This window comes from Kocuria sp. MNB10 (assembly GCF_054073685.1).
Map to the genome: position 1 here is coordinate 2,440,035 of NZ_CM133411.1, position 22,902 is coordinate 2,462,936.

The following is a 22,902-nucleotide window of genomic DNA, read 5'->3' on the forward strand; positions in this document are numbered from 1 at the left end:
CGCGTTGTGAAGGATCGTCGTGGTGACTCAGGAGTCCTGCGAGTAGTCGACGTGCTCGGTGCGCAACCGGATCTTGCGCCCCTCGGCCTCGAGCTTCTCCTCCTTCTCCTTCTGCTTCTTCACCTGGGTGGTGTCCCGGGGAGGCAGCTGGACGGCGTGCTCGGCACGGATCCCGCCCTGCAACTGGCGGCCACGCTCGAGTTCGGCGTCCACCTCGGCGCCGAAGAGGAGCACGTTGTTCATGATCCACAGGCCCAGGAGCAGGATGATCACGGAGCCGATGATGCCGTAGGTCGCGTTGTAGCTCGAGAAGTTCGCCACGTAGAAACCGAACCCGAGCCCGGCGATGATCATGAACACGAGCGCGATCGCTGCGCCCGGGCTCAACCACTTGAACTTGGGCTGCTTCACGTTGGGCGTCGCGTAGTACAGGATCGCGATGAGCAGCACGAGCAGGAACAGGATGACGGGCAGCTTGGCCCAGTTCCACACGGTCACGGTGGTGGAACCCAGACCCACCAGGTCACCCACGGTCTGCGCGAAGTCACCGGAGAGCAACACCATGAACATCACGGCGGCCACGATCAGCACGATGATCAGGGTGATCAGCAGCATGATGGGCTTGAGCTTCCAGAAGGGGCGACCCTCGGCGATCTCGTAGATGCGGTTCATCGCCCGGGAGAACGCACCGGTATAACCCGATGCGGTCCATAGCGCACCCAGGACACCGACGACCAGGGCCAGTCCGGCCCCGGACTGAGTGGTCAGCTGGGAGATGGGTCCGGAGAGCAGATCCACGACGGACGAGGGAGCATAACGGTTCAGGAAGTCTAGGATGGCGCTCGTGGTGGCCTCACCCTGGCCGAACACACCCAGCAGGGACACCAACGCCAGAAGCGCCGGGAAGATGGAGAGCACCGCGAAGTACGTCAGTGTCGCGGCGAGGTCAGTGCATCCGTCCTTACTGAATTCGGACAGGGCGCGCTTGAAGACGTAACCCCATGACTGCCCCTTGAGCTTGGTGGGGGAGTCGGGTTTGGCATCATGGTCCGGGTCCGGGGCCGCGTCCCCCCGACGCGCCGTGGACTCCAAATGCTGAGTTGTCATGGGGGTCCTCTCCAGGAGCGAATGTGGTGGCTGCGCAAAGCAGGTACTCCCAGAAGTTTAGCGACCTTTCGACCCCCGCCCACGCACCGTGCGCCTATACGGCGCCGGCCCCGGTACTGCCGACGACGCCGCCGCACGGCGCAGCGCCATCGGGCGCGGCACTGCATCATATGGTATCGGGGCATGCGGCACCGCCGGGGCGCGACTCCGCTGTACGCGACGTCGCCGGACACGACACCGCGCCCACGACGAATCGTGGGCGCGGTGTGGGCCGCCGTACGGGCGGGTCAGTGCGTGCAGCGGTGCGGATCGGTCACCGTGACAAGGACAACGCGTACTGATGGATGCGTTCACTCAGTCGCGTGAGCACCCTGATCTCCTGGGCGTCCAGAGCGGTGCTCATGACGTCCGCGACCATCTGGTCGTTGTCCTGCGAGATCTGCTCGTAGAGCTGGGTCCCGGCATCGGTCAGGGCGACCCGCACACCGCGCAGGTCCTGGGAATCCTGGCGCCGGGTCACGAGCCCCTTGTTCTCGAGACGCTCGAGCATGCGTGAGAGGCTCGATTGCGTCAACAGCACGTGGCTGTTGAGATCGCGTAACCGCAGGCCACCCCGGCCGGTGGTGCACAGCGCGGCCAGGACCTCGAACTCACGACGAGACAAGCCGCGTAAATCCACTCCGCGTTGGAGCTGACGTGTCACCGACACATGGCAGCGGCTTAGTGCATCCCACGCTTCGACACTCCCCCTTGATGTCATTCTTCCCCCTTTGGCAACGTCCACCCCCTATGGACGTTATCTACATGTTACGAGAGGGGATGAGCGCGCCCCCAGCGAGCGGTGTCCACACTTGTGGCCGGGAGGACAGAGCCTGTCCACGCATTGGGGCACAGCTGATCAGGGGTGGAGACGACGGAGGGTCTTTGTGCGCAGTGCACAAAGACCCTCCGTAACGTCCGCCGGAACGGGACTACTTGATGCCGAGCACCTGGGCGGTGTGACCCATGATCTCGTCCGCGAGCTGCGGGTTCTCATCGAGCTTCTTGCCGTAGGAGGGGATCAGCTCCTTGATTTTGGGCTCCCACTCGGACATCTTGGCCGGGAAGCAGCGGGAGAGCAGGTTGAGCATGATCGGCACGGCCGTGGACGCACCGGGGGAGGCGCCCAGCAGAGCACCAATCGAGCCGTCCGCGCTGGTCACGAGTTCGGTGCCGAACTGCAGCACGCCACCCTTCTGCCGATCCGACTTCATGACCTGCACGCGCTGACCGGCCTCGATGAGCTCCCACTGGGACTCCTCGGCGGTGGGGTAGTACTCCCGTAGGGCGTCCATGCGTTGGGACCGGGTCTTGGTCAGTTCGCCCACGAGGTACTTGACTAGGTCCAGGTTGGCCAGACCCGCACGGGTCATGGGGTAGAGGTTGTGCGCGCGCACGCTCTTGGGCAGGTCCAGCAGGGAACCGTGCTTGAGGAAGTTGGGCTTGAACCCGCCGTAGGGCCCGAACATCAGGGTGCGCTCGCCGTGGACGTAGCGCGTGTCCAGGTGGGGCACGGACATGGGCGGGGCGCCCACGGAGGCCTGGCCGTAGACCTTGGCGTTGTGCTGGGACGTGACGGTGGGATCGGTGTTGCGCAGGAAGAGACCGGAGACGGGGAACCCGCCGAAGCCCTTGGCCTCCCGGATCCCCGACTTCTGCAGCAGGGACAGCGCGCCGCCGCCGGCACCCAGAAAAACGAAGCGCGCGTGGATGACGCGGTTGTTGTCGCTGTTGAGCCTGTCCTCGACCGAGACGTTCCAGGAACCGTCGCTCTGTCGTTTCAGGGTGGTGACCTCCTGGCCGTAGCGCACGGTCACGTTGCGCCCGGTCAGGTGGGTGAGCAGCTGGTTGGTGAGGGCACCGAAGTCCACGTCCGTGCCCTCGGGGGCGAAGGTCGCCGCCACGCGACCGGCGCCGCGGCCGTGCATCGTGAGGGGCGCCCACTCGGCGATCTGGTCGCGGTTCTCGGTGAACTCCATGCGCTCGAACAGCTTGTGAGGCTTGAACGCGTCGTAGCGGGCGCGCAGGTAGTCCGCGTGGTCCTCACCGAACACCATGGAGATGTGGGGCACGGGGTTGATGAACGTGTCGGGGGACTCGAGCGTGCCGTTCTCTACGAGCGAGCTCCACAGCTGGCGCGTCACCTGGAACTGCTCGTTGATGTTCAGGGCCTTCGTGGCGCTCACAGTGCCGTCCGCGGCCTGGGGTGCGTAGTTCAGTTCGCACAGCGCAGAGTGTCCGGTGCCCGCGTTGTTCCAGGCATTGGAGCTCTCGAGACCCGCGGCGTTGAGGCGCTCCAGGACGGTCATGGACCAGTCCGGCTGCAGGTCGCTGAGCAGGGTCGCGAGCGTGGCGCTCATGATGCCGGCGCCCACCAGGACGACGTCGACGGATTCGGTGGGTTGAGATGAAGTCACATTGTCTCCCGTGCGTGCATGATCGACGCGGCACTGCGCCGAGGCTTTCCGGTGTCCAGGGTATCCCCAGCTCCAGCCAACTCCCAACGGGGCCGCCGGGCACACATGGTGCGGTTCAGGCCAGGCGCAGCTCGTTGAAGCGTTCGAACCCCGTGGAGGTCACCGGGAAGGACGCCACGCGCGAGTTCACAGCCACCGCCGAGACGGGGTGCGCGAGCGGCACGGCCGGGATCACCGCCGAGACGCGGTCATTGAGCGTGCGGTACGCGGCATTGCGGGCGTCGCCCTGGGGCATGGTGGCGGCGCGGTTGACCGCGGTGAGCAACCCGGCGTCGTCGTCCCCCAACTGCGCGTCGGGGGTGCCCAGCAACGGGCCCATGAAGCCGTCGGGGTCGCGGAAGCTCCCGCTCCAGCCCAGGAGGCTGAACGCGTGGCCCGCGGTGGGATCGGTCACGGCGTCCACGTACCCGTCGTCCCAGTCCATGGGGACGGGGTCCAGACGGAAGCCCGCGCGGGTGAGCTGCGCCGAGATCTGCGCGTACACGCGCTCCGGTTCCTGCAGGTACATCCGGGACGTATTGCGCGGGTAGTAGAAGCGCAGGGCCTGCCCCCGGTAGGAACTGGCCCGCAACTGGTCCCGGGCGCGCTGGGGGTCGTAGCCGGGGATCTGCAGGTTCTCGCCGTCCACGTTGAACCGGGCGGGGACGAACTGGTCCGCCACGTTGGTCCCGCTGGGGTACAGCTGGGACGCCAGGGCACCGCGGTCGATCGCGGAGGCGACGGCGCGGCGTACCGCGACGTCCCGCAGCACGGGGACGGAACGGTTGAACCCGAGGTAGGACACAGAGTAGGGGTCGCGGTAGAGCACCTGCACGCCGCGGCGCGCGAGGGGCGCGAAGGCGTCGAGCCCCACGAGGTCGTACGCGTCCACCTCACCCGTGAGCAGGGCCGCACAGCGCACATGTGCGTCACGGATGACCCGCATCTCGAGGGTGCCCACGTCCCCGAGCTCGCCCCAGTAGCCCTCGTGGGCGGAGAGCTTCACGGTGTCGGCGGTCGCCGAGTCGAAGCGGAAGGGGCCCGTGCCCACGGGGTGCTCGTTCTCCGTTCCCGCCTCGATGCTCACGGGGGAGGCGATCCCGAACGCCGGTTGGGTCAGGGCGGCCAGCAGCGGCGTGTAGGGGCGGGTGAGCTTCACCACCACGGTGCGCTCGTCCGTGACCTCCGTGCCGGCGTAGGCCGAGGCCACGAGCGGGCTCGACGTGCCGTGGCGGAAGGCCGTCGCGAACGCACAGCGCGAGGCCCACGGTTCGGAGGACTCGGCCTGGGCCTGCCACTTGTCGAAGTTCGCCTTGACCGCGGCGGCGTCCAGCGCGGCACCGTCATGGAAGCGGACCCCCCGGCGCAGGGTGAACGTCACGGACCGACGATCATCCGCGAGCTCCCACGACTCCGCGAGGCCCGGCGCGGGCTCACCGGTCGAGCGGTCCGCCGTCACGAGCCCCTCCAGGATCTGCGTGGCGATCCGGGCCGTCTCCTGCGAGTTCCTCCGGGAGGGGTCCAGCCCCGCCGGTGCCGCGGCGTGCGCCAGAACAAACGTGTTGCGGGGTGCGGTGGCGCTCGCCGAGGGGCGGGCGGTCGTGGACCCGCAACCGGTGAGCATGAGCCCCGCGCCCGCGAGGGAGAGGAAGGAACGCCGTCCGAGGCGGTTCTCAGCAACCACGGCGCATCCTTTCTCTGGCCGCCGCGTTGTCGCACGGCAGTACGCGGCATCATGGTGCGCAAGACGGGAATCGAACCCGCACGCCGTGAGGCACAGGAACCTAAATCCTGCGTGTCTACCAGTTCCACCACTCGCGCTGACATCGGGACCCGGACCCGGCCTGAACGCGGAGGGGGTGCCCGGAATCGTCCACCATACTAACCAGTGACTAACCAGTGCTTCCTCCGCGCTCGCCGAGAATCGCGCGCGGTGCGGCCCCGGTTCCGGGTCCCAGGCCGGGCGGCGGCCGCCCGCTCAGGTGTCGAGGCCGAGGTCCCGGCGCAGCTTGGCCACGTGCCCCATGGCGCGCACGTTGTACTGGACGAGGCTCACCGTCCCCTGTTCGTCGAGTACCACGGTCGAGCGGATGAGACCCTCATAGACCTTCCCGTAGTTCTTCTTCTCGCCCCACGCGCCGTACGCCTCCGCCACGGCGTGGTCCTCGTCCGAGAGCAGCGGGAAGCCCAGACCCTCGTTCTGTGCGAAGCGCTCGAGGGCAGCGGGAGCGTCCGGCGAGATCCCGAGCACACGGTAACCCTCGGCATCGAACGAGGCCATGTTGTCCCGGAAGTCGCACGCCTGCGTGGTGCAGCCGGGGGTCGCGGCGCGGGGGTAGAAGTACAGGATGACCTTGCTCCCGCGCAGGCCCGCCAGGGCGACGGGCTCCCCGTGGGCGTCGGGCAGGGTGAAATCGGGAGCGGCGTCCCCGGGGGACAGACGAACGGTCACGGCGTGATCCTTCCTGGTGAGTGACAGGTGTTCCCTAAGGACGCGTTCTCACGTACAGTTCAGGGATGCACCCGAGCATGCCATGCTTCGGGTTCGCGCACCGGCTCCGGTCTCGGTCCCGCCGTACGACGTCGCTGCGTCCGCCCCGCGCCCAGTGCGCACGATCCCGGGCGGTTCCCGCAGTCGCACGAGAGGGGTTCGCAAGACGATGTTCGGCGCGGGGATTTGACTGGCGGGGTGCCCCGTAGTATTGTTCAGCGATTTCGTCGAGCGGATACGATAGTCCTATGTCCTACAAGAACCAGTGGCCCACGAACCGTCTGCTGTCCACGGCGGCTCGCCTCGTGGAACACGCGTGGAACGAGAACCTCGCGTCTCTCGGTATCACCCACGCGGGCGTGATGGCCCTGGACGTCCTCCGCTCGGAGGGCAGCATGACGCAGGCGCAACTGGCCCACCAAGTGCGCGTCCAGGCCCAGACCATGGGCAAGACCCTGCACCGGTTGGAGGTGCATGGTCACATCACGCGTTCCCGCAACGCGCTCGACCGCCGTTCCCACATGGTGAGCATCTCCCCGGCGGGGGAGCGGGTCCTTGTGGACGCCGCGCGGTTGGAGAAGGGGTTGCTGGGTAGCGACCGTGACACGGATGAGCAGTTCCGCCGCAAGCTCATCGACCTGATCTCCACCCTGGGTGGTGCACGCTGGCGCATGGAGGTCGAGGACGGCGCCGAGACCCCGGCCGGTCCCACGGAGGGTGCCGACTCACCGACGGAGTCGGAACACGGCGCCACGTCGCGCTGACCCGGGCGGCGCAGCGGCGTCGTCGTGACCCGGAACGCAACGAGCGGCGGGGCCACCGCGCACGCTCGTTGAGTTCAGACAGCGAAAGGACCGGATCACATGTGATCCGGTCCTTTCGGTCGTTCCGTGCGCCCCCAGGGACTTGAACCCTGAACCCATTGATTAAGAGTCAATTGCTCTGCCAATTGAGCTAGAGGCGCGGGCGTTGGACGGGTCAGCTGGCGGTGTTCGCCGTTGCTTTCTCCCTCGCAACGAGAGATTACTTTAGCACCACGGCGGGGGGAGTCAAATCGGGCTGCGGGGTGCCGAGGGCCACGTCCGTTGTACAGGTCCTACGGCGTATACCGGACCGTAGAATCGGGGGCATGAGCCACTCCCAGGATGTTCCGCTGTCCGACCTGCGTGTGATCTCCTTGCCCGAGCAGCAGCTCTTCGACGAGATCAGCGCCGAAACCACCGATTTCACGTGCGTGCTGTGGGATCTGGAAAACGAGCCGGAGGGCTGCGCCCGGGAGGACGTGGACATCGCCGTGGCTCCCTACTACAGCGGGCGTTGGCTCAAGGACCCCTCCGTCGTGCGGGACGTGAGTCTGGTGCAGTTGCAGTCCACGGGCTTCGACGGCGTGCCCGAGAAGATCGGTGAGGACGTGGCCCTGGCCGCCGGCGGCTGGGTGCACGCGGCCGGGACCGCGGAGATCGCCCTGGGACTGATCATCGCCGCGCAGCGCAACCTGGACCGGGCCGTGTTGCAACAGCACGAGGGTGTCTACAAGCGGTACTTCTCGCGCGCGGTGGCTGACTCCCGCGTCACCGTGGTGGGCGTCGGGGAGATCGGAGGCGCGGTCATCTCCCGACTCGCACCGTTCGAGGTGGAGCTCACCCGAGTGGCTTCCCACGCCCGCGAGGACGAGGCTGGCCGTATCCACGGCATTGACGAACTCGACGAGATCCTGCTGCGCACCGACATCCTGGTGCTCGCGCTACCCCTCGGCGATGCGACCCGCGACCTGGTGGGCGAGCGGACCCTGGCACTGCTGCCGGACGACGCCCTCGTGGTCAACGTGGGCCGGGGTCCCGTGGTGAACACGGACGCCCTAACCGCGGAGGTCGTCTCGGGCCGTCTGCGCTGCGCGCTGGACGTGGTGGACCCCGAACCGCTTCCCGGTGACCACTCCCTGATGAGCGCGGCGGGCTCGATCGTGCTGCCCCACGTGGGCGGCTCCAACGTCTCCTTCCGGCCCCGGGTGCGCAAGCTGATCCTGGAGCAGCTGGAACTGATCCGGCAGGGTCGCTCACCGCAGTTCCTCGTGCAGCCGGGCCGACTGGCCCTGCAGGACGAGTGAGCACGGACACCCACGGTCCCGCACGGTCGACCACGGACGGGCTCGCGCACGCGGACGGGGGTGCCACGGTGGGGGACACAATGTTTCACATTGTGAGAAGGGGTGTCCGTAGTTTGACACCCGCGTTCTGTGGGTCACACCATGGGCGGTATGACAACGGCACTGCGCATCGTGGTAGACCTCGTACCGGTCGTCCTCATCGGACACCGGGCCTGAGGAGTACTCGACGCGCGTACCCGCCAGGCCCTCAGCCCACGGAACCCGTGGCAAGGGCCTTTTTCCATGTATGACGACCTGTCACCGGCTCGCCCCGCGCCACCCCGCTCGGCATCTCGCACAACACAGCAGGTAAGGACACAGCACTATGAGTAAGGATCAGCCGATCTCACCGGCGGTGATGGCCCAGCGGCGGCCGCCCGCGGCTTCGGCGCCCCGGCCCGCGGAGACGGACCAGGCACGGCTGACGGGTACCGCGGCGGAGGTCGTGGCCCCGGAGGAGATGACCGGTTCCCAGGCGATCATCCGCTCCCTCGAGCAGCTCGGTGTCACGGACGTCTTCGGTCTGCCGGGTGGTGCCATCCTGCCCACCTACGACCCGTTGCTGGACGCCGAGAAGATCAACCATATCCTCGTACGCCACGAGCAGGGTGCGGGGCACGCCGCGGAGGGCTACGCCCTGGCCTCGGGTCGCGTGGGCGTGTGCATCGCCACGTCCGGTCCCGGTGCCACGAACCTCGTGACGGCGCTCGCGGACGCCAACATGGACTCGATCCCCATGCTCGCGATCACCGGTCAGGTGGCCAGCTCCGCGATCGGTTCGGACGCCTTCCAGGAGGCGGACATCGTGGGCATGACCATGCCGGTGACCAAGCACTCCTACCTGGTCACGGACGCCCAGGAGATCCCCCGGGTCATCGCCGAGGCTTTCCACCTCTCCTCGACCGGGCGTCCGGGACCCGTCCTGGTGGACGTGGCCAAGGACGCCCAGCAGGCGATGATGACCTTCAGCTGGCCCCCGCAGATGGAACTGCCGGGCTACCGTCCCGTGACGCGCGGGCACTCCAAGCAGATCAAGGAGGCCGCCCGCATGATCGCGGCGGCACAGCGTCCGGTGCTCTACACGGGTGGCGGCGCCATGCGGGCGGACGTGCCCGCGGAACTGCTCGAGCTCGCCGAACTCACCGGCGCGCCGGTGGTCACCACGCTCACGGCGCGCGGGATTTTCCCCGACTCGCACGACCAGAACCTGGGCATGCCCGGGATGCACGGGACCGTGCCGGCGGTGTACGCGCTGCAGCAGTCGGACCTGCTGATCACCCTGGGAGCGCGCTTCGACGACCGCGTGACCGGTCAGCTGAGCTCGTTCGCCCCGAACGCCAAGGTGATCCACGCGGACATCGACCCCGCGGAGATCTCCAAGAACCGCGTGGCGGACGTGCCCATCGTGGGGGATCTCAAGTACGTGATCCCGGACCTCACCCAGGCCGTGCGCCAGGAGTTCGAGGAAACCGGCACGCCGGATCTGGGTCTGTGGTGGGATACCCTGAACTCCCTGGGCGAGACCTATCCGCTGGGCTACACCAAGACCGATGACGGTCTGGGCAGTCCCCAGTACGTGATCGAGCGGATCTCCGAGCTGACCGGGCCGGATGCGGTCTACGTCTCCGGTGTGGGACAGCACCAAATGTGGTCCGCGCAGTTCGTGGACTACGAGCGGCCCCGGCAGTGGCTGAACTCCGCGGGCCTGGGCACCATGGGCTTCGCGGTCCCCGCGGCCATGGGTGCACAGGTGTCCCAGCCGGACCGCGTGGTGTGGGCGATCGACGGTGACGGGTGCTTCCAGATGACCAATCAGGAGCTTGCCACGTGCGTGATCAACAATATCCCCATCAAGGTCGCGGTGATCAACAACTCGTCCCTGGGCATGGTGCGCCAGTGGCAGACCCTGTTCTACGACGGTCGCTACTCCAACACGGAGCTGAACACGGGTCACAACTCCCGCCGCATCCCCGACTTCGTCAAGCTCGCGGAGGCCTACGGCTGTGCCGCCCTGCGCTGTGAGAAGGACGAGGACGTGGACGAGACCATCAAGAAGGCGCTCGAGATCAACGACCGCCCCGTGGTGATCGACTTCGTGGTCTCCGCGAACGCGATGGTGTGGCCCATGGTCCCCGCCGGGGTCTCCAACGACCAGATCCAGATCGCCCGCAACATGACGCCCGAGTGGAACACGGAGGACTGATCGATGAGCCGACACACTCTTTCCGTCCTGGTGGAGGACAAGCCGGGCGTGCTGACCCGCGTGGCGGGGTTGTTCGCGCGGCGCGCGTTCAACATCCACTCGCTCGCGGTGGGCCCCACGGAGCTGAACGGGATCTCCCGGATCACCGTGGTGGTCGACGCTGAGGGTGAGCTGCTCGAGCAGGTCACCAAGCAGCTGAACAAGCTGATCAACGTGATCAAGATCGTGGAGCTGTCGCCGGAGTCCTCCGTGCAGCGGGACCACATCCTGGTCAAGGTCCGTGCGGACGCGGCCACCCGGTTGCAGGTCACGCAGGCCGCGGACCTGTTCCGCGCCACGATCGTGGACGTCTCCACGGAATCCGTGGTCATCGAGTCCACCGGATCGCGCGACAAGATCCACGCCCTCATGGACGTCCTGGAACCCTTCGGGATCCGGGAGATCGTGCGAGCCGGCACCGTGGCCCTGGGCCGCGGCCCCAAATCCATGTCCGATCGCGCCCTGCGTCACTGACCGCTCGGCCGCAGGACACCGCATCTCGCGCAACGCCCGTGTCGTTGCGCCCCGACGTGCAATGCCCATCCGCTATTCGAAGGAGATAGAGCAAGCCCATGGCAAAGATCTACTACAACGACGACGCCGACCTGTCGATCATCCAGAACCGCTCCGTGGCCATCATCGGCTACGGTTCGCAGGGCCACGCCCATGCGCTGAACCTGCGTGACTCGGGCGTGGACGTCCGCATCGGCCTGTCCGAGAACTCCAAGTCCCGCGCCAAGGCGGAGGCCCAGGGCCTGCGCGTGCTGACCGTGGCCGAGGCCGCCAAGGAAGCGGACGTCATCATGATCCTGACCCCGGACCAGGTCCAGGCGCAGGTGTTCGAGGAGTCCATCAAGGACAACCTGGACGAGGGTGACGCGATCTTCTTCGCGCACGGCTTCAACATCCGTTTCGGTTACATCACGGCCCCCGAGGGGGTGGACGTGGCCATGGTCGCCCCCAAGGGCCCGGGCCACACCGTGCGCCGCGAGTTCGAGGCCGGGCGCGGTGTCCCGGACCTCGTGGCCGTCGAGGTGGATGCGTCCGGTCAGGCGCTGCAGCTCGCGCTGTCCTACGCCAAGGGCATCGGTGGCACGCGCGCTGGCGTCATCAAGACCACCTTCACCGAGGAGACCGAGTCGGACCTGTTCGGTGAGCAGGCCGTGCTGTGCGGCGGCATGTCCCACCTGGTCCAGTACGGCTTCGAGACGCTGACCGAGGCCGGCTACCAGCCGGAGATCGCGTACTTCGAGGTGCTGCACGAGCTCAAGCTCATCGTGGACCTCATGGTCGAGGGCGGCATCGCCAAGCAGCGCTGGTCCATCTCCGACACCGCCGAGTACGGCGACTACGTCTCCGGCCCGCGCGTGATCGACCCCTCCGTCAAGGAGCGCATGCAGGACGTTCTCAAGGACATCCAGGAGGGCGTCTTCGCGGACCGCTTCATGAAGGACCAGGCCGCCGGCGGCAGCGAGTTCAAGGAGTTGCGCGCCAAGGAGGAGAAGCACCCCATCGAGACAACGGGCCGCCAGCTGCGCTCGCTGTTCGCGTGGGAGCAGACGGACGAGGACTACACCGAGGGCACCGCCGCTCGCTGATCCCTCCTCCCGTTGCCTCCGCGCCGACAGAGCGAGACATAACTGACGACGACGCCGCGGTGCCCCTCCCACGGGAGGGGCACCGCGGCGTCGTACCCACTTCAAGGGCGACGGGCACCGTGCGCGGGTCGATAGAGTGGTGGGGTGACTGAGCAGACTCCCTTCTACGTGACCACGGCCATTTCCTACCCCAACGGCGCGCCGCACATCGGCCATGCCTACGAGGCGATCGCCGCGGACACCCTGGCCCGGTTCAAGCGGCTGGACGGCTTCGACGTCCGCTTCCAGACGGGGACGGACGAGCACGGCCAGAAGATGCAGCAGACCGCCGAGAAGCTGGGCGTGAGCCCTCGTGACCTCGCGGACGCCAATTCCGCGCGCTTCCTGGCCATGGACGACAAACTGCAGATCGGTTACGACCGCTTCATCCGCACCACGGACGAGGACCACTACGCGGCGTCGCAGGAGCTGTGGCGGCGCATGGAGGCCAACGGGGATATCTACCTGGGCAAGTACGCCGGGTGGTACTCCGTGCGGGACGAGGCCTACTACGCCGAGGACGAGACCGAGGTGCGCGCGGATGGTCAGCGCTACTCGATCGGTACGGGCACGGAGCTCACGTGGACAGAGGAGGAGAGCTACTTCTTCCGGCTCTCCGCGTACCAGGACCGCTTGCTCGAGCTCTACCGCACCGGGTTCGTTCAGCCCCAGACGCGCTCGCACGAGATCGCGTCCTTCGTGAGCGGCGGACTGCAGGACCTGTCCATCTCCCGCGCCACGTTCGACTGGGGCGTGCCCGTGCCGGGCAACCCCCAGCACGTGATGTACGTGTGGGTGGACGCCCTGACCAACTACCTCACGGGTCTGGGCTACCCGGACACGGACGCCGAGCTGTTCCGGGCGTTCTGGCCCGCGGACGTGCACCTGATCGGCAAGGACATCGCGCGCTTCCACGCCGTGTACTGGCCGGCGTTCCTGATGTCCGCGGGGCTCGAGCTGCCCCGGAAGGTCTTCGCGCACGGGTTCCTGTTCAACCAGGGCGAGAAGATGTCCAAGTCCGTGGGCAACGTGATCGATCCCCACGCCCTGATCGGCGAGTACGGGCTGGACCAGTTGCGCTTCTTCCTCTTGCGAGAGGTCCCGTTCGGCCAGGACGGCAACTACTCGCACGACGCGATCGCCGGACGCATCAACTCGGATCTTGCCAACGACCTCGGGAACCTGGCCCAGCGCAGCCTCTCGATGATCGCCAAGAACCTCGGGGGCGCGGTGCCGGAACCGCGGGACTTCACTGCCGAGGACCTCGAAATGCTCGAACAGGCGGAGTCGGCGGTGGGGGACTACCGCGCGGCGTTCGACGAGCTCGCGTTCCACCGCGGTCTGGAGACCGTGTGGCGGGTCATCGCATCGGCCAACCGCTACTTCACGGCGCAGCAGCCGTGGGTGCTGCGCAAGACCGATCCGGAACGGATGGCCACCGTGCTGTACGTGACGGCGGAGGTGCTGCGCATCGTCGCGATCCTCGTGCAGCCGGTCATGCCGGATTCCATGGCCAGGCTGCTGGACCAGCTCGGTCAGCCCGAGGGGGAGGCGCGGCAGTTCTCGGCCCTGGGGACGCGGCTCGCCGCGGGGACCGAACTGCCCAAGCCCTCCGGCGTGTTCCCACGCTACGAGGCCCCGGAGGCGCTCCAGGACTGAGGTACTGCGGTATCGAGGTGCGGTGGCCGGGTCGTCGTCGGGCGGCCCGGCCGTTGCCTGTCCGCACGACGCCGCAGCGACCGTTGCGGGCCGGCCGAGCGTCGTCGGGCCGGTCGGCTGTCAGCGGATCTCGCGCCCACTGTTCGTCTCGCTATATGAAACCCGGGTTCACCATGTGGAAGGCCGCGGCGGGCGCACCTAAGCTGGCCTCCATGAGTCCGACGTCACCTAACGCACCCGCCCGCAGCCACTCGATCGCCGTCCTGCCCGGTGACGGTATCGGCCCGGAGGTCGTGGCCGAGGCCGTCAAGGTCCTCGACGCCGTGACCCGCCCCGCGGGGGTGACCCTCGAGAAGACGAGCTACCCGCTCGGCGCCGAGCACTGGCTCGAGACCGGTGAGGTGCTCAACGGGGACACCATGGAACGGTTGCGTTCCCACGACGCGATCCTGTTCGGTGCCGTGGGTGCCGCCCCCAACGACAAGCGCATCCCCTCCGGGATCCTCGAACGCGATCTGCTGCTCAAGCTGCGCTTCGGGTTCGACCACTACATCAACTTGCGCCCCGCGGTGCTGTACCCCGGTGCCACGAGCCCTCTGTCGGACCCGGGGGAGATCGACTTCGTGGTCGTGCGCGAGGGCACCGAGGGGCTCTATGCGGGTAACGGTGGCACGCTGCGAACGGGCACCGAGCACGAGATCGCGACCGAGGTGTCCGTGAACACCGCCCACGGTGTCCGCCGCCTGGTGCGCTACGCGTTCGACCTCGCGAACAGCCGCACGCGCAAGCGGCTGACCCTGGTCCACAAGCACAACGTCCTGGTCAACGCCGGGCGGCTCTACCAGCGAACCGTGGACGAGATCGGGGAGCAGTACCCGGACGTCACCGTGAACTACATGCACATCGACGCCGCCACGATCTTCATGACCACCGACCCCGCGCGCTTCGACGTGATCGTGACCGACAACCTGTTCGGGGACATCCTCACCGACCAGGCCGGCGCGGTCACCGGGGGTATCGGTCTGGCGCCCAGCGGCAATATCAACGCGGACCGCACCGCGCCGTCCATGTTCGAGCCCGTCCACGGCTCCGCCCCGGACATCGCCGGTACCGGCACCGCCCAGCCCACGGCCGCGATCCTCGCGGGCGCCATGATGCTCGAGCACCTGGGCCACCCCGATCTCGCGGAACAGGTCAACGCCGCCGTGCGCGCAGACCTGGAGGCGAACGGTTCCGCGCAGCGCAGCACGTCGCAGGTGGGCGACGACGTCGTGGCGCAGTTGGGTGGGCGCAGCGCCTAAGGTCCGCGTCCCGGCCACCGCGGGCGGGATACTGGGAGCACATCATCACGTGCCAGAGCACCGCCTCAGCAGGGATGCCCGGCAGCACGCCGTCGAAGGAGAACACCCGTGAGCACTGAATTCGTCAAGCAGCTCAACCCTCACCCCGCAACCGATGAGGTGCGCGAAGCCGTGTTGCAGAACCCCGGTTTCGGCAAACACTTCACGGACCACATGGTGTGCATCGACTGGCAGGGGGACGTGGAAGCGAACACCGGCCGCTGGGACAACGCACGGCTGCAGCCGTACGGCCCGCTGAGCCTGGACCCGTCCACCGCCGTGCTGCACTACGGCCAGGAGATCTTCGAGGGACTCAAGGCCTACCGGCACGCGGACGGATCCGTGTGGAGTTTTCGCCCCGAGGTCAACGCCGCGCGGCTGAATCGCTCGGCGCAGCGGCTGGCCCTGCCCACGCTGCCCGAGGAGACGTTTGTAGATGCCATCCGCGAGCTCGTGGCCCAGGACGAGAAGTGGGTTCCTTCCGGGGAGGGCGAGTCCCTCTACATCCGTCCGTTCATGATCGGTACGGAGCCGTTCCTGGGGGTGCGTCCGTCCAGGGAGGCGCTGTTCTCCGTGATCGCGTCCCCGGCGGGCAATTACTTCGGCACGGTCGAACCCGTGGACATCTGGCTCTCGCGCACGTACGCCCGCGCGGGCAAGGGCGGCACGGGCTCCGCGAAGTGCGGTGGCAACTACGCGGCGTCGTTGATCGCCCAGATGGAGGGGGACGCGCACGGGTGCAGCCAGGTGCTCTTCCTGGACCACGAGCGCGGGGACGCGGTCGAGGAACTCGGTGGCATGAACGTGTTCTTCGTCTTCGACGATGGCCGGCTCGTGACCCCCGAACTGACCGGGACCATCCTCGAGGGGATCACGCGCGACTCCGTGATCCAGTTGGCCAAGGAGCGCGGGCTGCAGGTCGAGGAACGCGCCTTCACCCTGGACGAGTGGCGCGAGGGCGTGAACTCGGGTCACCTCACGGAGGTCTTCGCGTGCGGCACGGCCGCGGTGATCGCACCCGTGCGGCGGCTCGTGAGCCACGACGAGACCATCGGCCCGGAGGACGCGGCTCCCGGCGAGGTGACCATGTCCATCCGCAAGCAGTTGCTGGACATCCAGACCGGTAAGGCGGAGGACACGCACGGTTGGTTGACCCGCTTGGCGTGATCCACGTGGCGTGAATCCCTCGGCACGCTTCGCGTGGCGGGGTCCGTGCCACCCGTTCGACCAGCCGCCCCCGGTCCGACCTCGGTTGCACCGGGGGCGGCTGTGTAGCCTGTGTGCATGCGCATTGCACGGTTCACACACGACAACGAAATCCACTTCGGCACGGTGCATGGGGAACCCGGCGCCGAGACGCTGCGGTACCTCACCGGCGACCCTCTGTACGTGGGGATCCAGGAGCTCGAACGCACCGTGGCCGTGTCCGAGGCCCGGTTGCTCGCCCCGGTGATCCCGCGCTCCAAGATCGTGTGCGTGGGGCGCAATTACGCAGCGCACGCGAAGGAGCTCGGCAACGAGCTGCCGCCCGCTCCCATGCTGTTCTTCAAACCGAACACCGCGGTGTCCGGTCCCGGCGATCCCGTGACCCTGCCCAGCTGGACCGAGGAGGTCTCGTACGAGGCCGAGCTCGCCGTGGTGATCGGGCGCATGTGCAAGGACGTACCCGTGGAACGCGTTCCCGAGGTCGTGTTCGGCTACACCGCCGCGAACGACCTGACGGCCCGCGACGCCCAGCGCACCGACGGCCAGTGGGCCCGGGCCAAGGGGTTCGACGGCGCGTGCCCGATCGGCCCGTGGATCGAGACCGAGCTGGACACCTCCGCCCTGTCCGTGCGCTCCACCGTGAACGGGCAGCTCAAGCAGGACGGCAACACGCGGGACATGATCTTCGACGTGGCCACGCTCATCTCCTACGCGTCCGAGGCCTTCACACTGTTGCCCGGTGACGTCATCCTTACGGGGACCCCCGCGGGGGTCGGGATCGTGGACGAGGGCGATCAGCTCTCCGTGCAGGTCGAGGGGATCGGCGAGCTCACCACGGTACTGCGGCGCTGACCCGGCGCGCCGCCAGCCGACCCCCCCCCGGGGTGCGCCGTCGCCTGACGACCCGGGGCGCACGCGTTGCCGAGCCGTCCCTCGGCGCGCCGTCGTCGGAGCCGGCCGGGGCGGTGCGGCAGCGCTCGCCGACGCCCGCGCGGGCAGTCCCCGCGGGCAGTCCCCGTACCCGCCGCGGGGATGACTCCTACCCGTAGAATAAACGCATCATGACTGACGACGCAGCGACTTTGCACCCCACCGTTCCCGCCGACGCACCCGTGCGCGTGCGCTTCTGCCCGTCCCCCACGGGCACCCCGCACGTGGGTCTGATCCGCACGGCCCTGTTCAACTGGGCGTGGGCCCGCCACACGGGCGGCACGCTGGTGTTCCGGATCGAGGACACGGACGCCGCCCGCGATTCCGAGGAGAGCTTCCAGCAGATCCTGGACGCCCTGGACTGGCTGGGCATCACGTGGGACGAGGGCGTCAACGTGGGCGGACCCCACGAGCCCTACCGGCAGTCCCAGCGCGGCGAGATCTACCAGGACGTCTTGACCCGGCTCGTGGCCGGCGGCTACGTCTACGAGGACTTCTCCACGCCCGAGGAGGTCGAGCAGCGTCACCGTGCCAAGGGTGAGGACCCCAAGCGCGGGTACGACAACTTCGATCGCGACCTCACAGAGGAGCAGAAGGATGCGTTCCGGGCCGAGGGCCGCAAGCCCGTGCTGCGCCTGCGCATGCCGGACGAGGACATCACGTTCACGGACCTCGTGCGCGGTGAGATCACCTTCAAGGCGGGCTCGGTCCCGGACTTCGTGGTGGCCCGCGCGAACGGCCAGCCGCTCTACACACTCGTGAACCCCGTGGACGACGCCCTCATGGGGATCACCCACGTACTGCGCGGCGAGGACCTGCTGTCCTCCACGCCCCGGCAGATCGCGCTGTACCGCGCCCTCATGGGCATCGGGGTCGCCGAGTTCATCCCCGAGTTCGGGCACCTGCCCTACGTCATGGGGGAGGGCAACAAGAAGCTCTCCAAGCGGGACCCGGAGTCCAACCTCTTCCACCACCGCGACAACGGGTTCATCCCCGAGGGTTTGCTGAACTACCTGGCCCTGCTCGGGTGGTCGCTGTCCGCGGACGAGGACATCTTCACCGTGGACCAACTCGTGGCGAACTTCGACATCCACGACGTCCTGGCCAACCCTGCGCGCTTCGACCTCAAGAAGGCCACGGCGATCAACGGCACGCACGTGCGCATGCTGGACCCCCGGGACTTTCGGGACCGGCTGATCCCGTACCTGCGCTCTGCCGGCCTCGTGGGAGAGACCCTGACCGAGAAGGAGAACGACGTCCTGGATCGGGCCGCCCCGCTCGTGCAGGAGCGCATGAACCTGCTCGGTGAGACCCCCGGCCTGTTGGGCTTCCTCTTCCTGCCGGACGAGCAGATCGAGATCGCCCCGGACGCTGCCAAGCAGCTCAAGGACAGCGCACCCCAGGTGCTCGACGCCGCGCTCACGGCTCTCGAGTCGCTGGAGGAGTTCTCGGCCGAGAAGATTGAGATCGCCCTGCGCGAGGCAATCGTGGATGGCCTGGGGATCAAGCCGCGCCTGGCGTTCGGCCCGGTCCGCACGGCAGTGTCCGGCCAGCGGATCTCCCCGCCCCTGTTCGAATCCCTCGAAATCCTGGGGAAAGAATCGTCGCTCAAGCGCATTCGCGCGCTGCGCGAGCACGTCGCCGCGTCCTGACCCGATCCGTCCGCGACGGGTGGGTGTCACCCGGGAGGCGACCCCCACCCCGCGGACCGGTTTGGCAGCGGCGGGTTCCCCGGGTATAGTTATTGCTCGTTGCGCGGCCGATCCGGTGCGGACCGGGCGGGCAGCGAGACCATTGGGATATGGTGTAATTGGCAACACAACGGTTTCTGGTACCGTCATTCTAGGTTCGAGTCCTGGTATCCCAGCGCTTTCTGGCATCGGACGGACTACGGTTCGAACGGACCGAGCATCGCTGTTCCACGGTGGGTTTTCCCGAATTGGAGCATGACCGCGAAGATGTTACTGTTTGGTGCGTCAACGCGGGACCGCACAGGAACGAGTTTCCGACAGCGGTCCACGGAAAGTACACGGCCCCATCGTATAGCGGCCTAGTACGCCGCCCTCTCACGGCGGTAACGCGGGTTCGAATCCCGCTGGGGTCACTACAGAAGAGCCTCGGTTTCCACGGAAACCGGGGCTCTTCGCATGTCTGCCACCCACTGCTCCCGTCCGTTCCCGGCGCGCTGCCGCGACGCCCGCGTGACGGCTGGCACAATGATCGTGTGAACACCGAGAACGCACCGGCCGTGCTGCTCATCGAGTCCCTCGAGACCACGCGTGAGCTCTTGCGCTCCACGACCCTGCCGCTCGCCACGGCGAGCGCGGCGCAACAGCGCGAGAACGCGGCGCGTGCCGTGGCCCAGTTGGACGACTACGTCCTGCCGCGTGTCCGTTCGTTGGACGCCCCGCTGCTGGCCGTGGTGGGCGGTTCCACGGGCGCGGGGAAATCGACCCTGGTCAACACCCTCGTGGGCCACCCGGTCACACGCTCCGGGGCCATTCGCCCCACCACGCGCAGACCCCTGCTGATCCATCACCCGAGCGACGCGGGGGCGTTCACCACTCAGCGTGTGCTGCCGCACCTGGCCCGGGTCCAGGGGACCCTCGTGGATCCCTCTCGCCCCGCGCCGGCGCCCGACGACGGTGGGACGGCCGTGGAGGACACCGGGTCCCTCGTGTTGCTCGCGGACCAGAACATCCCCAAGGGCCTCGCGATCCTGGACGCCCCGGACGTAGATTCCGTCTCGGACAATAACCGGGCCCTGGCCGCCCAGTTGCTCTCCGCCGCGGACCTGTGGCTGTTTGTCACGACCGCCAACCGCTACGCGGACGCCGTGCCGTGGCAGCTGCTGCGCAACGCTGCGGGGCGCGACATCACGGTGGCCGTGGTGCTGGACCGGGTGCAGGCGTCGTCGGCCGCGGAGATCGAGGAGGACCTGCGGCGGATGCTCAACGAGGAGGGACTGGGTGGCGCCCCCATCTTCGTGGTCGAGGAGTCCCCGCTCAACGAGCTGCGCATGCTGCCCCCGTCCGCCGTGGAACCGCTGCGTGAGTGGCTCGAGACGCTCGGCGCGGACGCGCAGGCCCGCTCGGAGATCGCCGCGCGCACCCTCGGGGGAGCGGTGCGGGAACTCGCGGACACGACCGACCGCACCGCGGAGGCCGTGGCGGGCCAGCAGCACACGGAGGAGCACCTGCGCCGCGAGGTGACCACGTCCTTCGACGAGGCGCTGCGCGCGATCATCGACTCCACTCGGGACGGGACCCTGTTGCGCGGTGAGGTGCTCGCGCGCTGGCAGGACTTCGTGGGAACCGGCGAGTTCTTCCGCAGCCTCGAGGCGGGAATCGGGCGGGTCCGGGACCGGATGACCGCGTTCTTCAAGGGCCAACCCGCACCCGAGGTGCGCGTGGAGGAAGCCATCGAATCGGGTCTGCAGGCCGTGATCGTGGAGAACACGGCCCGTGCCGCGGAATCCGCCGAGCGGCGCTGGCGTGACGAGCCCGCCGGACAGGTGTTGCTCGCGGGCCGGGATGCGGCCGCCCTGCCACCGGACTTCCCCGACCAGGTCGCGGAGAGCATCCGGTCGTGGCAGTCGGACGTCATGCTCATGATCCAGCAGGAAGGCGCGGGCAAGCGCACGCGGGCCCGCGCAATGTCGCTGGGCGTGAACGCGCTCGCCGTGATCCTCATGATCGCCGTGTTCTCGACCACGGGCGGGCTGACCGGCCTGGAGGTCGGGATCGCGGGTGGTTCGGGTGTCGTGGGGACCAAACTGCTCGAGGCGGTCTTCGGTGAGGACGCCGTGCGCCGGATGAGCGACCAGGCGCGCAAGAACCTGGAGACCCGGATTCGGACGATGCTGGCCGGTCGGGCCAAGCAGTTCCTGGACACGATCGACGAACTCGGGGAGCACCCCTCGGCCGAGCAACTGCACGCAGCGGCCGCCCGCGTGCGCGCAGAGAGTGAGGCCCTGTGAGCCCGCGTTCCCGGGACCAGGACGTGTCCCTGCCCGATCGGATCTCCGGACTCGCGCAGGCCGTGGAGATCGCGGAGGGTCGCCTGGACGCCGAGGTGATCCGGGGTGCGCGGGAGACCCTCGAGCGCGCCGCGCAGCGCCGGGCGCTGTCCGCGGACCACACCGTGGTGGGCTTCTTCGGCGCCACGGGCTCCGGCAAGTCCTCCCTGTTCAACGCCGTGGTCGGTCAGGACCTCGCCCGTAGTGCGGCGCGCCGACCCACGACCTCCGCACCGCTCGCCGCGATCTGGGGGGATGAGGGCAGCCAGCCGCTGCTCGACTGGCTCGACGTCGCTGACCGCAGGGTCGTGGGTCCCGCGCTGAGCACGTCCACCGGGCGCGGGCGCAAGGCGAGCACCACGAGCGGTGGGCTCGTGCTGCTGGACCTGCCGGACTTCGACTCCGTGACGCGGGAACACCGGCAGATCGTCCAGCGCATGGTCGGTCTCGTGGACGTGGTCGTGTGGGTCGTGGACCCCCAGAAGTACGCGGACGCGGTGTTGCACCAGGACTTCGTGCAGCCGCTCGCCCGCCACGGCGCCGTGACCATGGTCGTGCTCAACCAGGCGGACCGGCTCGATGAGCGAGACGTCCCCTCGGTGCTCGCATCGCTCACGGAACTCGTGGCGCAGGACGGCCTCCCCGCGACCGGGCCGAGCGCGCCCGTGGCCGTCTCCGCTCTCACGGGTCAGGGTGTCCCGCAACTGCGGGACCGGATCCACGCCGTGGCCGCCCAACGCGCCGCCGCCGGGCAGCGACTCGAGGCGGACGTCATCCACAGTGCCGGGGAACTCGCGCGCGCCGCAGGGGAGGGCGATCCGCGCGGGATCACCAAGGACGCGAGTGAGCGGCTCACCGCCGGGCTCGCGCGTGCCGCCGGCATCGACCTGGTCGCGGACGCCGCGGCCCGTTCGTACCGGTTGCGCGCGGGGCGGCACACCGGGTGGATCGCCACGCGCTGGCTCACCCGCCTGCGCAAGGACCCGCTCAAGCGCCTGCACATCGAGAGCCATGACAAGCACTCGGACCCCGGGGTGCACCGCACGTCCCTGCCGCCCATGAACGCGTCCCAGAAGGCCGCCGCGGACTCCGCCGTGCGCGGTTTCGCGGACGATGTCTCCCAGGGCGCCGGGGAGCCGTGGCGGCGCAGCATCCGTGGCGCCGCCCGCAGCAACGAACAGCGGTTGCCGGACGCGCTGGACCAAGCCGTCGCACGCACCAAGTTCTCCGCGCGCGGGGCGTCCTGGTGGTGGATCGTCTTCGACGTCCTGCAGTGGCTCGCCATGCTCGTCACGGTGCTCGGTCTGTTGTGGTTGCTGGGTCTGTTCCTGGCCGAGTACTTCCAGATCCCCCTGCCCCCGCCACCCACGGTCGAGGGCTTCCCACTACCCATGCCCACGCTCATGGTGCTCGCGGGGGTCGTGCTCGCGCTCTTCCTCGCGCTCACGGGCGCGGTGATCGCGTCGCTCGCGTCCCGTGTCCGGGCCTCGCGGGTACGACGTCGCTTGCAGCGTTCCGTCCGCACGACCGCCGAGGAGACGGTCCAGGCCCCGGTGGAACACGAACTCGAGGCGCACCGCGAGTTCACCGGGGCCGTGGCACGGGCGGCGCTCACGCGGCGCTGACCTGCA

At 68.3% G+C, this 22,902-nt stretch carries 17 protein-coding genes and 4 tRNA genes; 14 read left to right on the plus strand and 7 right to left on the minus strand.

Annotated features, from left to right (window positions below):
- Positions 1-27: 27 nt before the first annotated feature.
- From ACW9PK_RS11110 to bcp, 6 genes are all read right to left on the minus strand, one after another.
- The gene (locus ACW9PK_RS11110) at positions 28-1,107 is read right to left on the minus strand and encodes a YihY/virulence factor BrkB family protein (protein ID WP_167318365.1); all 1,080 of its coding nucleotides are present in this window, start codon (positions 1,105-1,107) and stop codon (positions 28-30) included.
- Positions 1,108-1,420: 313 nt separating this feature from the next.
- Positions 1,421-1,771 carry a MarR family winged helix-turn-helix transcriptional regulator gene (locus ACW9PK_RS11115; RefSeq protein ID WP_231885488.1) on the minus strand — a complete coding sequence of 117 codons (351 nt, stop codon included), beginning with the start codon at positions 1,769-1,771 and terminating at the stop codon, positions 1,421-1,423.
- Positions 1,772-2,078: 307 nt separating this feature from the next.
- Positions 2,079-3,563, minus strand: coding sequence for a malate:quinone oxidoreductase (locus ACW9PK_RS11120; RefSeq protein WP_457015877.1), 1,485 nt, complete (start codon positions 3,561-3,563; stop codon positions 2,079-2,081).
- Positions 3,564-3,678: 115 nt separating this feature from the next.
- Positions 3,679-5,286 (minus strand): ABC transporter substrate-binding protein, encoded by a 1,608-nt coding sequence (locus ACW9PK_RS11125; protein ID WP_457015878.1) that lies wholly within the window; start codon positions 5,284-5,286, stop codon positions 3,679-3,681.
- A gap of 52 nt (positions 5,287-5,338) precedes the next feature.
- Positions 5,339-5,423 (minus strand) — tRNA-Leu (locus ACW9PK_RS11130).
- Positions 5,424-5,580: 157 nt separating this feature from the next.
- Positions 5,581-6,054, minus strand: coding sequence for a thioredoxin-dependent thiol peroxidase (bcp, locus tag ACW9PK_RS11135; protein WP_457015880.1), 474 nt, complete (start codon positions 6,052-6,054; stop codon positions 5,581-5,583).
- A 287-nt stretch (positions 6,055-6,341) separates the two neighbouring features.
- On the opposite strand from bcp, the gene ACW9PK_RS11140 reads away from it, so the two are divergent.
- Complete coding sequence (locus ACW9PK_RS11140; RefSeq protein ID WP_167318368.1) at positions 6,342-6,857, plus strand: MarR family winged helix-turn-helix transcriptional regulator; 516 nt, start codon at positions 6,342-6,344, stop codon at positions 6,855-6,857.
- A 127-nt stretch (positions 6,858-6,984) separates the two neighbouring features.
- Here ACW9PK_RS11140 and ACW9PK_RS11145 read toward each other — a convergent pair.
- Positions 6,985-7,057: transfer RNA gene (locus ACW9PK_RS11145), tRNA-Lys, on the minus strand.
- A gap of 165 nt (positions 7,058-7,222) precedes the next feature.
- On the opposite strand from ACW9PK_RS11145, the gene ACW9PK_RS11150 reads away from it, so the two are divergent.
- From ACW9PK_RS11150 to ACW9PK_RS11210, 13 genes are all read left to right on the plus strand, one after another.
- Entirely contained in the window at positions 7,223-8,200 is a 978-nt protein-coding gene (locus tag ACW9PK_RS11150) for an NAD(P)-dependent oxidoreductase (protein WP_457015881.1), read from the plus strand.
- A gap of 364 nt (positions 8,201-8,564) precedes the next feature.
- The gene (locus tag ACW9PK_RS11155; protein WP_457015883.1) at positions 8,565-10,442 is read left to right on the plus strand and encodes an acetolactate synthase large subunit; all 1,878 of its coding nucleotides are present in this window, start codon (positions 8,565-8,567) and stop codon (positions 10,440-10,442) included.
- A gap of 3 nt (positions 10,443-10,445) precedes the next feature.
- Entirely contained in the window at positions 10,446-10,955 is a 510-nt protein-coding gene (gene ilvN / locus ACW9PK_RS11160; protein WP_064845687.1) for an acetolactate synthase small subunit, read from the plus strand.
- Positions 10,956-11,053: 98 nt separating this feature from the next.
- The gene (ilvC, locus tag ACW9PK_RS11165; RefSeq protein ID WP_085106315.1) at positions 11,054-12,079 is read left to right on the plus strand and encodes a ketol-acid reductoisomerase; all 1,026 of its coding nucleotides are present in this window, start codon (positions 11,054-11,056) and stop codon (positions 12,077-12,079) included.
- A 144-nt stretch (positions 12,080-12,223) separates the two neighbouring features.
- Positions 12,224-13,777, plus strand: a complete 1,554-nt coding sequence (gene metG / locus ACW9PK_RS11170) for a methionine--tRNA ligase (protein WP_457015886.1) — start codon at positions 12,224-12,226, stop codon at positions 13,775-13,777.
- Positions 13,778-13,989: 212 nt separating this feature from the next.
- Positions 13,990-15,078, plus strand: coding sequence for a 3-isopropylmalate dehydrogenase (locus ACW9PK_RS11175; protein WP_457015889.1), 1,089 nt, complete (start codon positions 13,990-13,992; stop codon positions 15,076-15,078).
- Between the two features lie 108 nt (positions 15,079-15,186).
- Complete coding sequence (locus ACW9PK_RS11180) at positions 15,187-16,284, plus strand: branched-chain amino acid aminotransferase (RefSeq protein ID WP_064845686.1); 1,098 nt, start codon at positions 15,187-15,189, stop codon at positions 16,282-16,284.
- Positions 16,285-16,401: 117 nt separating this feature from the next.
- The gene (locus tag ACW9PK_RS11185) at positions 16,402-17,175 is read left to right on the plus strand and encodes a fumarylacetoacetate hydrolase family protein (RefSeq protein ID WP_457015891.1); all 774 of its coding nucleotides are present in this window, start codon (positions 16,402-16,404) and stop codon (positions 17,173-17,175) included.
- A 209-nt stretch (positions 17,176-17,384) separates the two neighbouring features.
- Complete coding sequence (gltX, locus tag ACW9PK_RS11190) at positions 17,385-18,905, plus strand: glutamate--tRNA ligase (RefSeq protein WP_457015893.1); 1,521 nt, start codon at positions 17,385-17,387, stop codon at positions 18,903-18,905.
- 143 nt (positions 18,906-19,048) lie between these two features.
- Positions 19,049-19,120 (plus strand) — tRNA-Gln (locus ACW9PK_RS11195).
- Positions 19,121-19,284: 164 nt separating this feature from the next.
- Positions 19,285-19,357 (plus strand) — tRNA-Glu (locus ACW9PK_RS11200).
- Positions 19,358-19,477: 120 nt separating this feature from the next.
- Positions 19,478-21,232: a dynamin family protein gene (locus ACW9PK_RS11205; RefSeq protein WP_457015895.1), complete on the plus strand. Its 1,755-nt coding sequence runs from the start codon at positions 19,478-19,480 to the stop codon at positions 21,230-21,232.
- Positions 21,229-22,896: a GTPase gene (locus tag ACW9PK_RS11210; protein WP_457015897.1), complete on the plus strand. Its 1,668-nt coding sequence runs from the start codon at positions 21,229-21,231 to the stop codon at positions 22,894-22,896. The genes ACW9PK_RS11205 and ACW9PK_RS11210 overlap by 4 nt, the downstream gene beginning before the upstream one ends.
- The last annotated feature ends 6 nt before the right edge of the window (positions 22,897-22,902 follow it).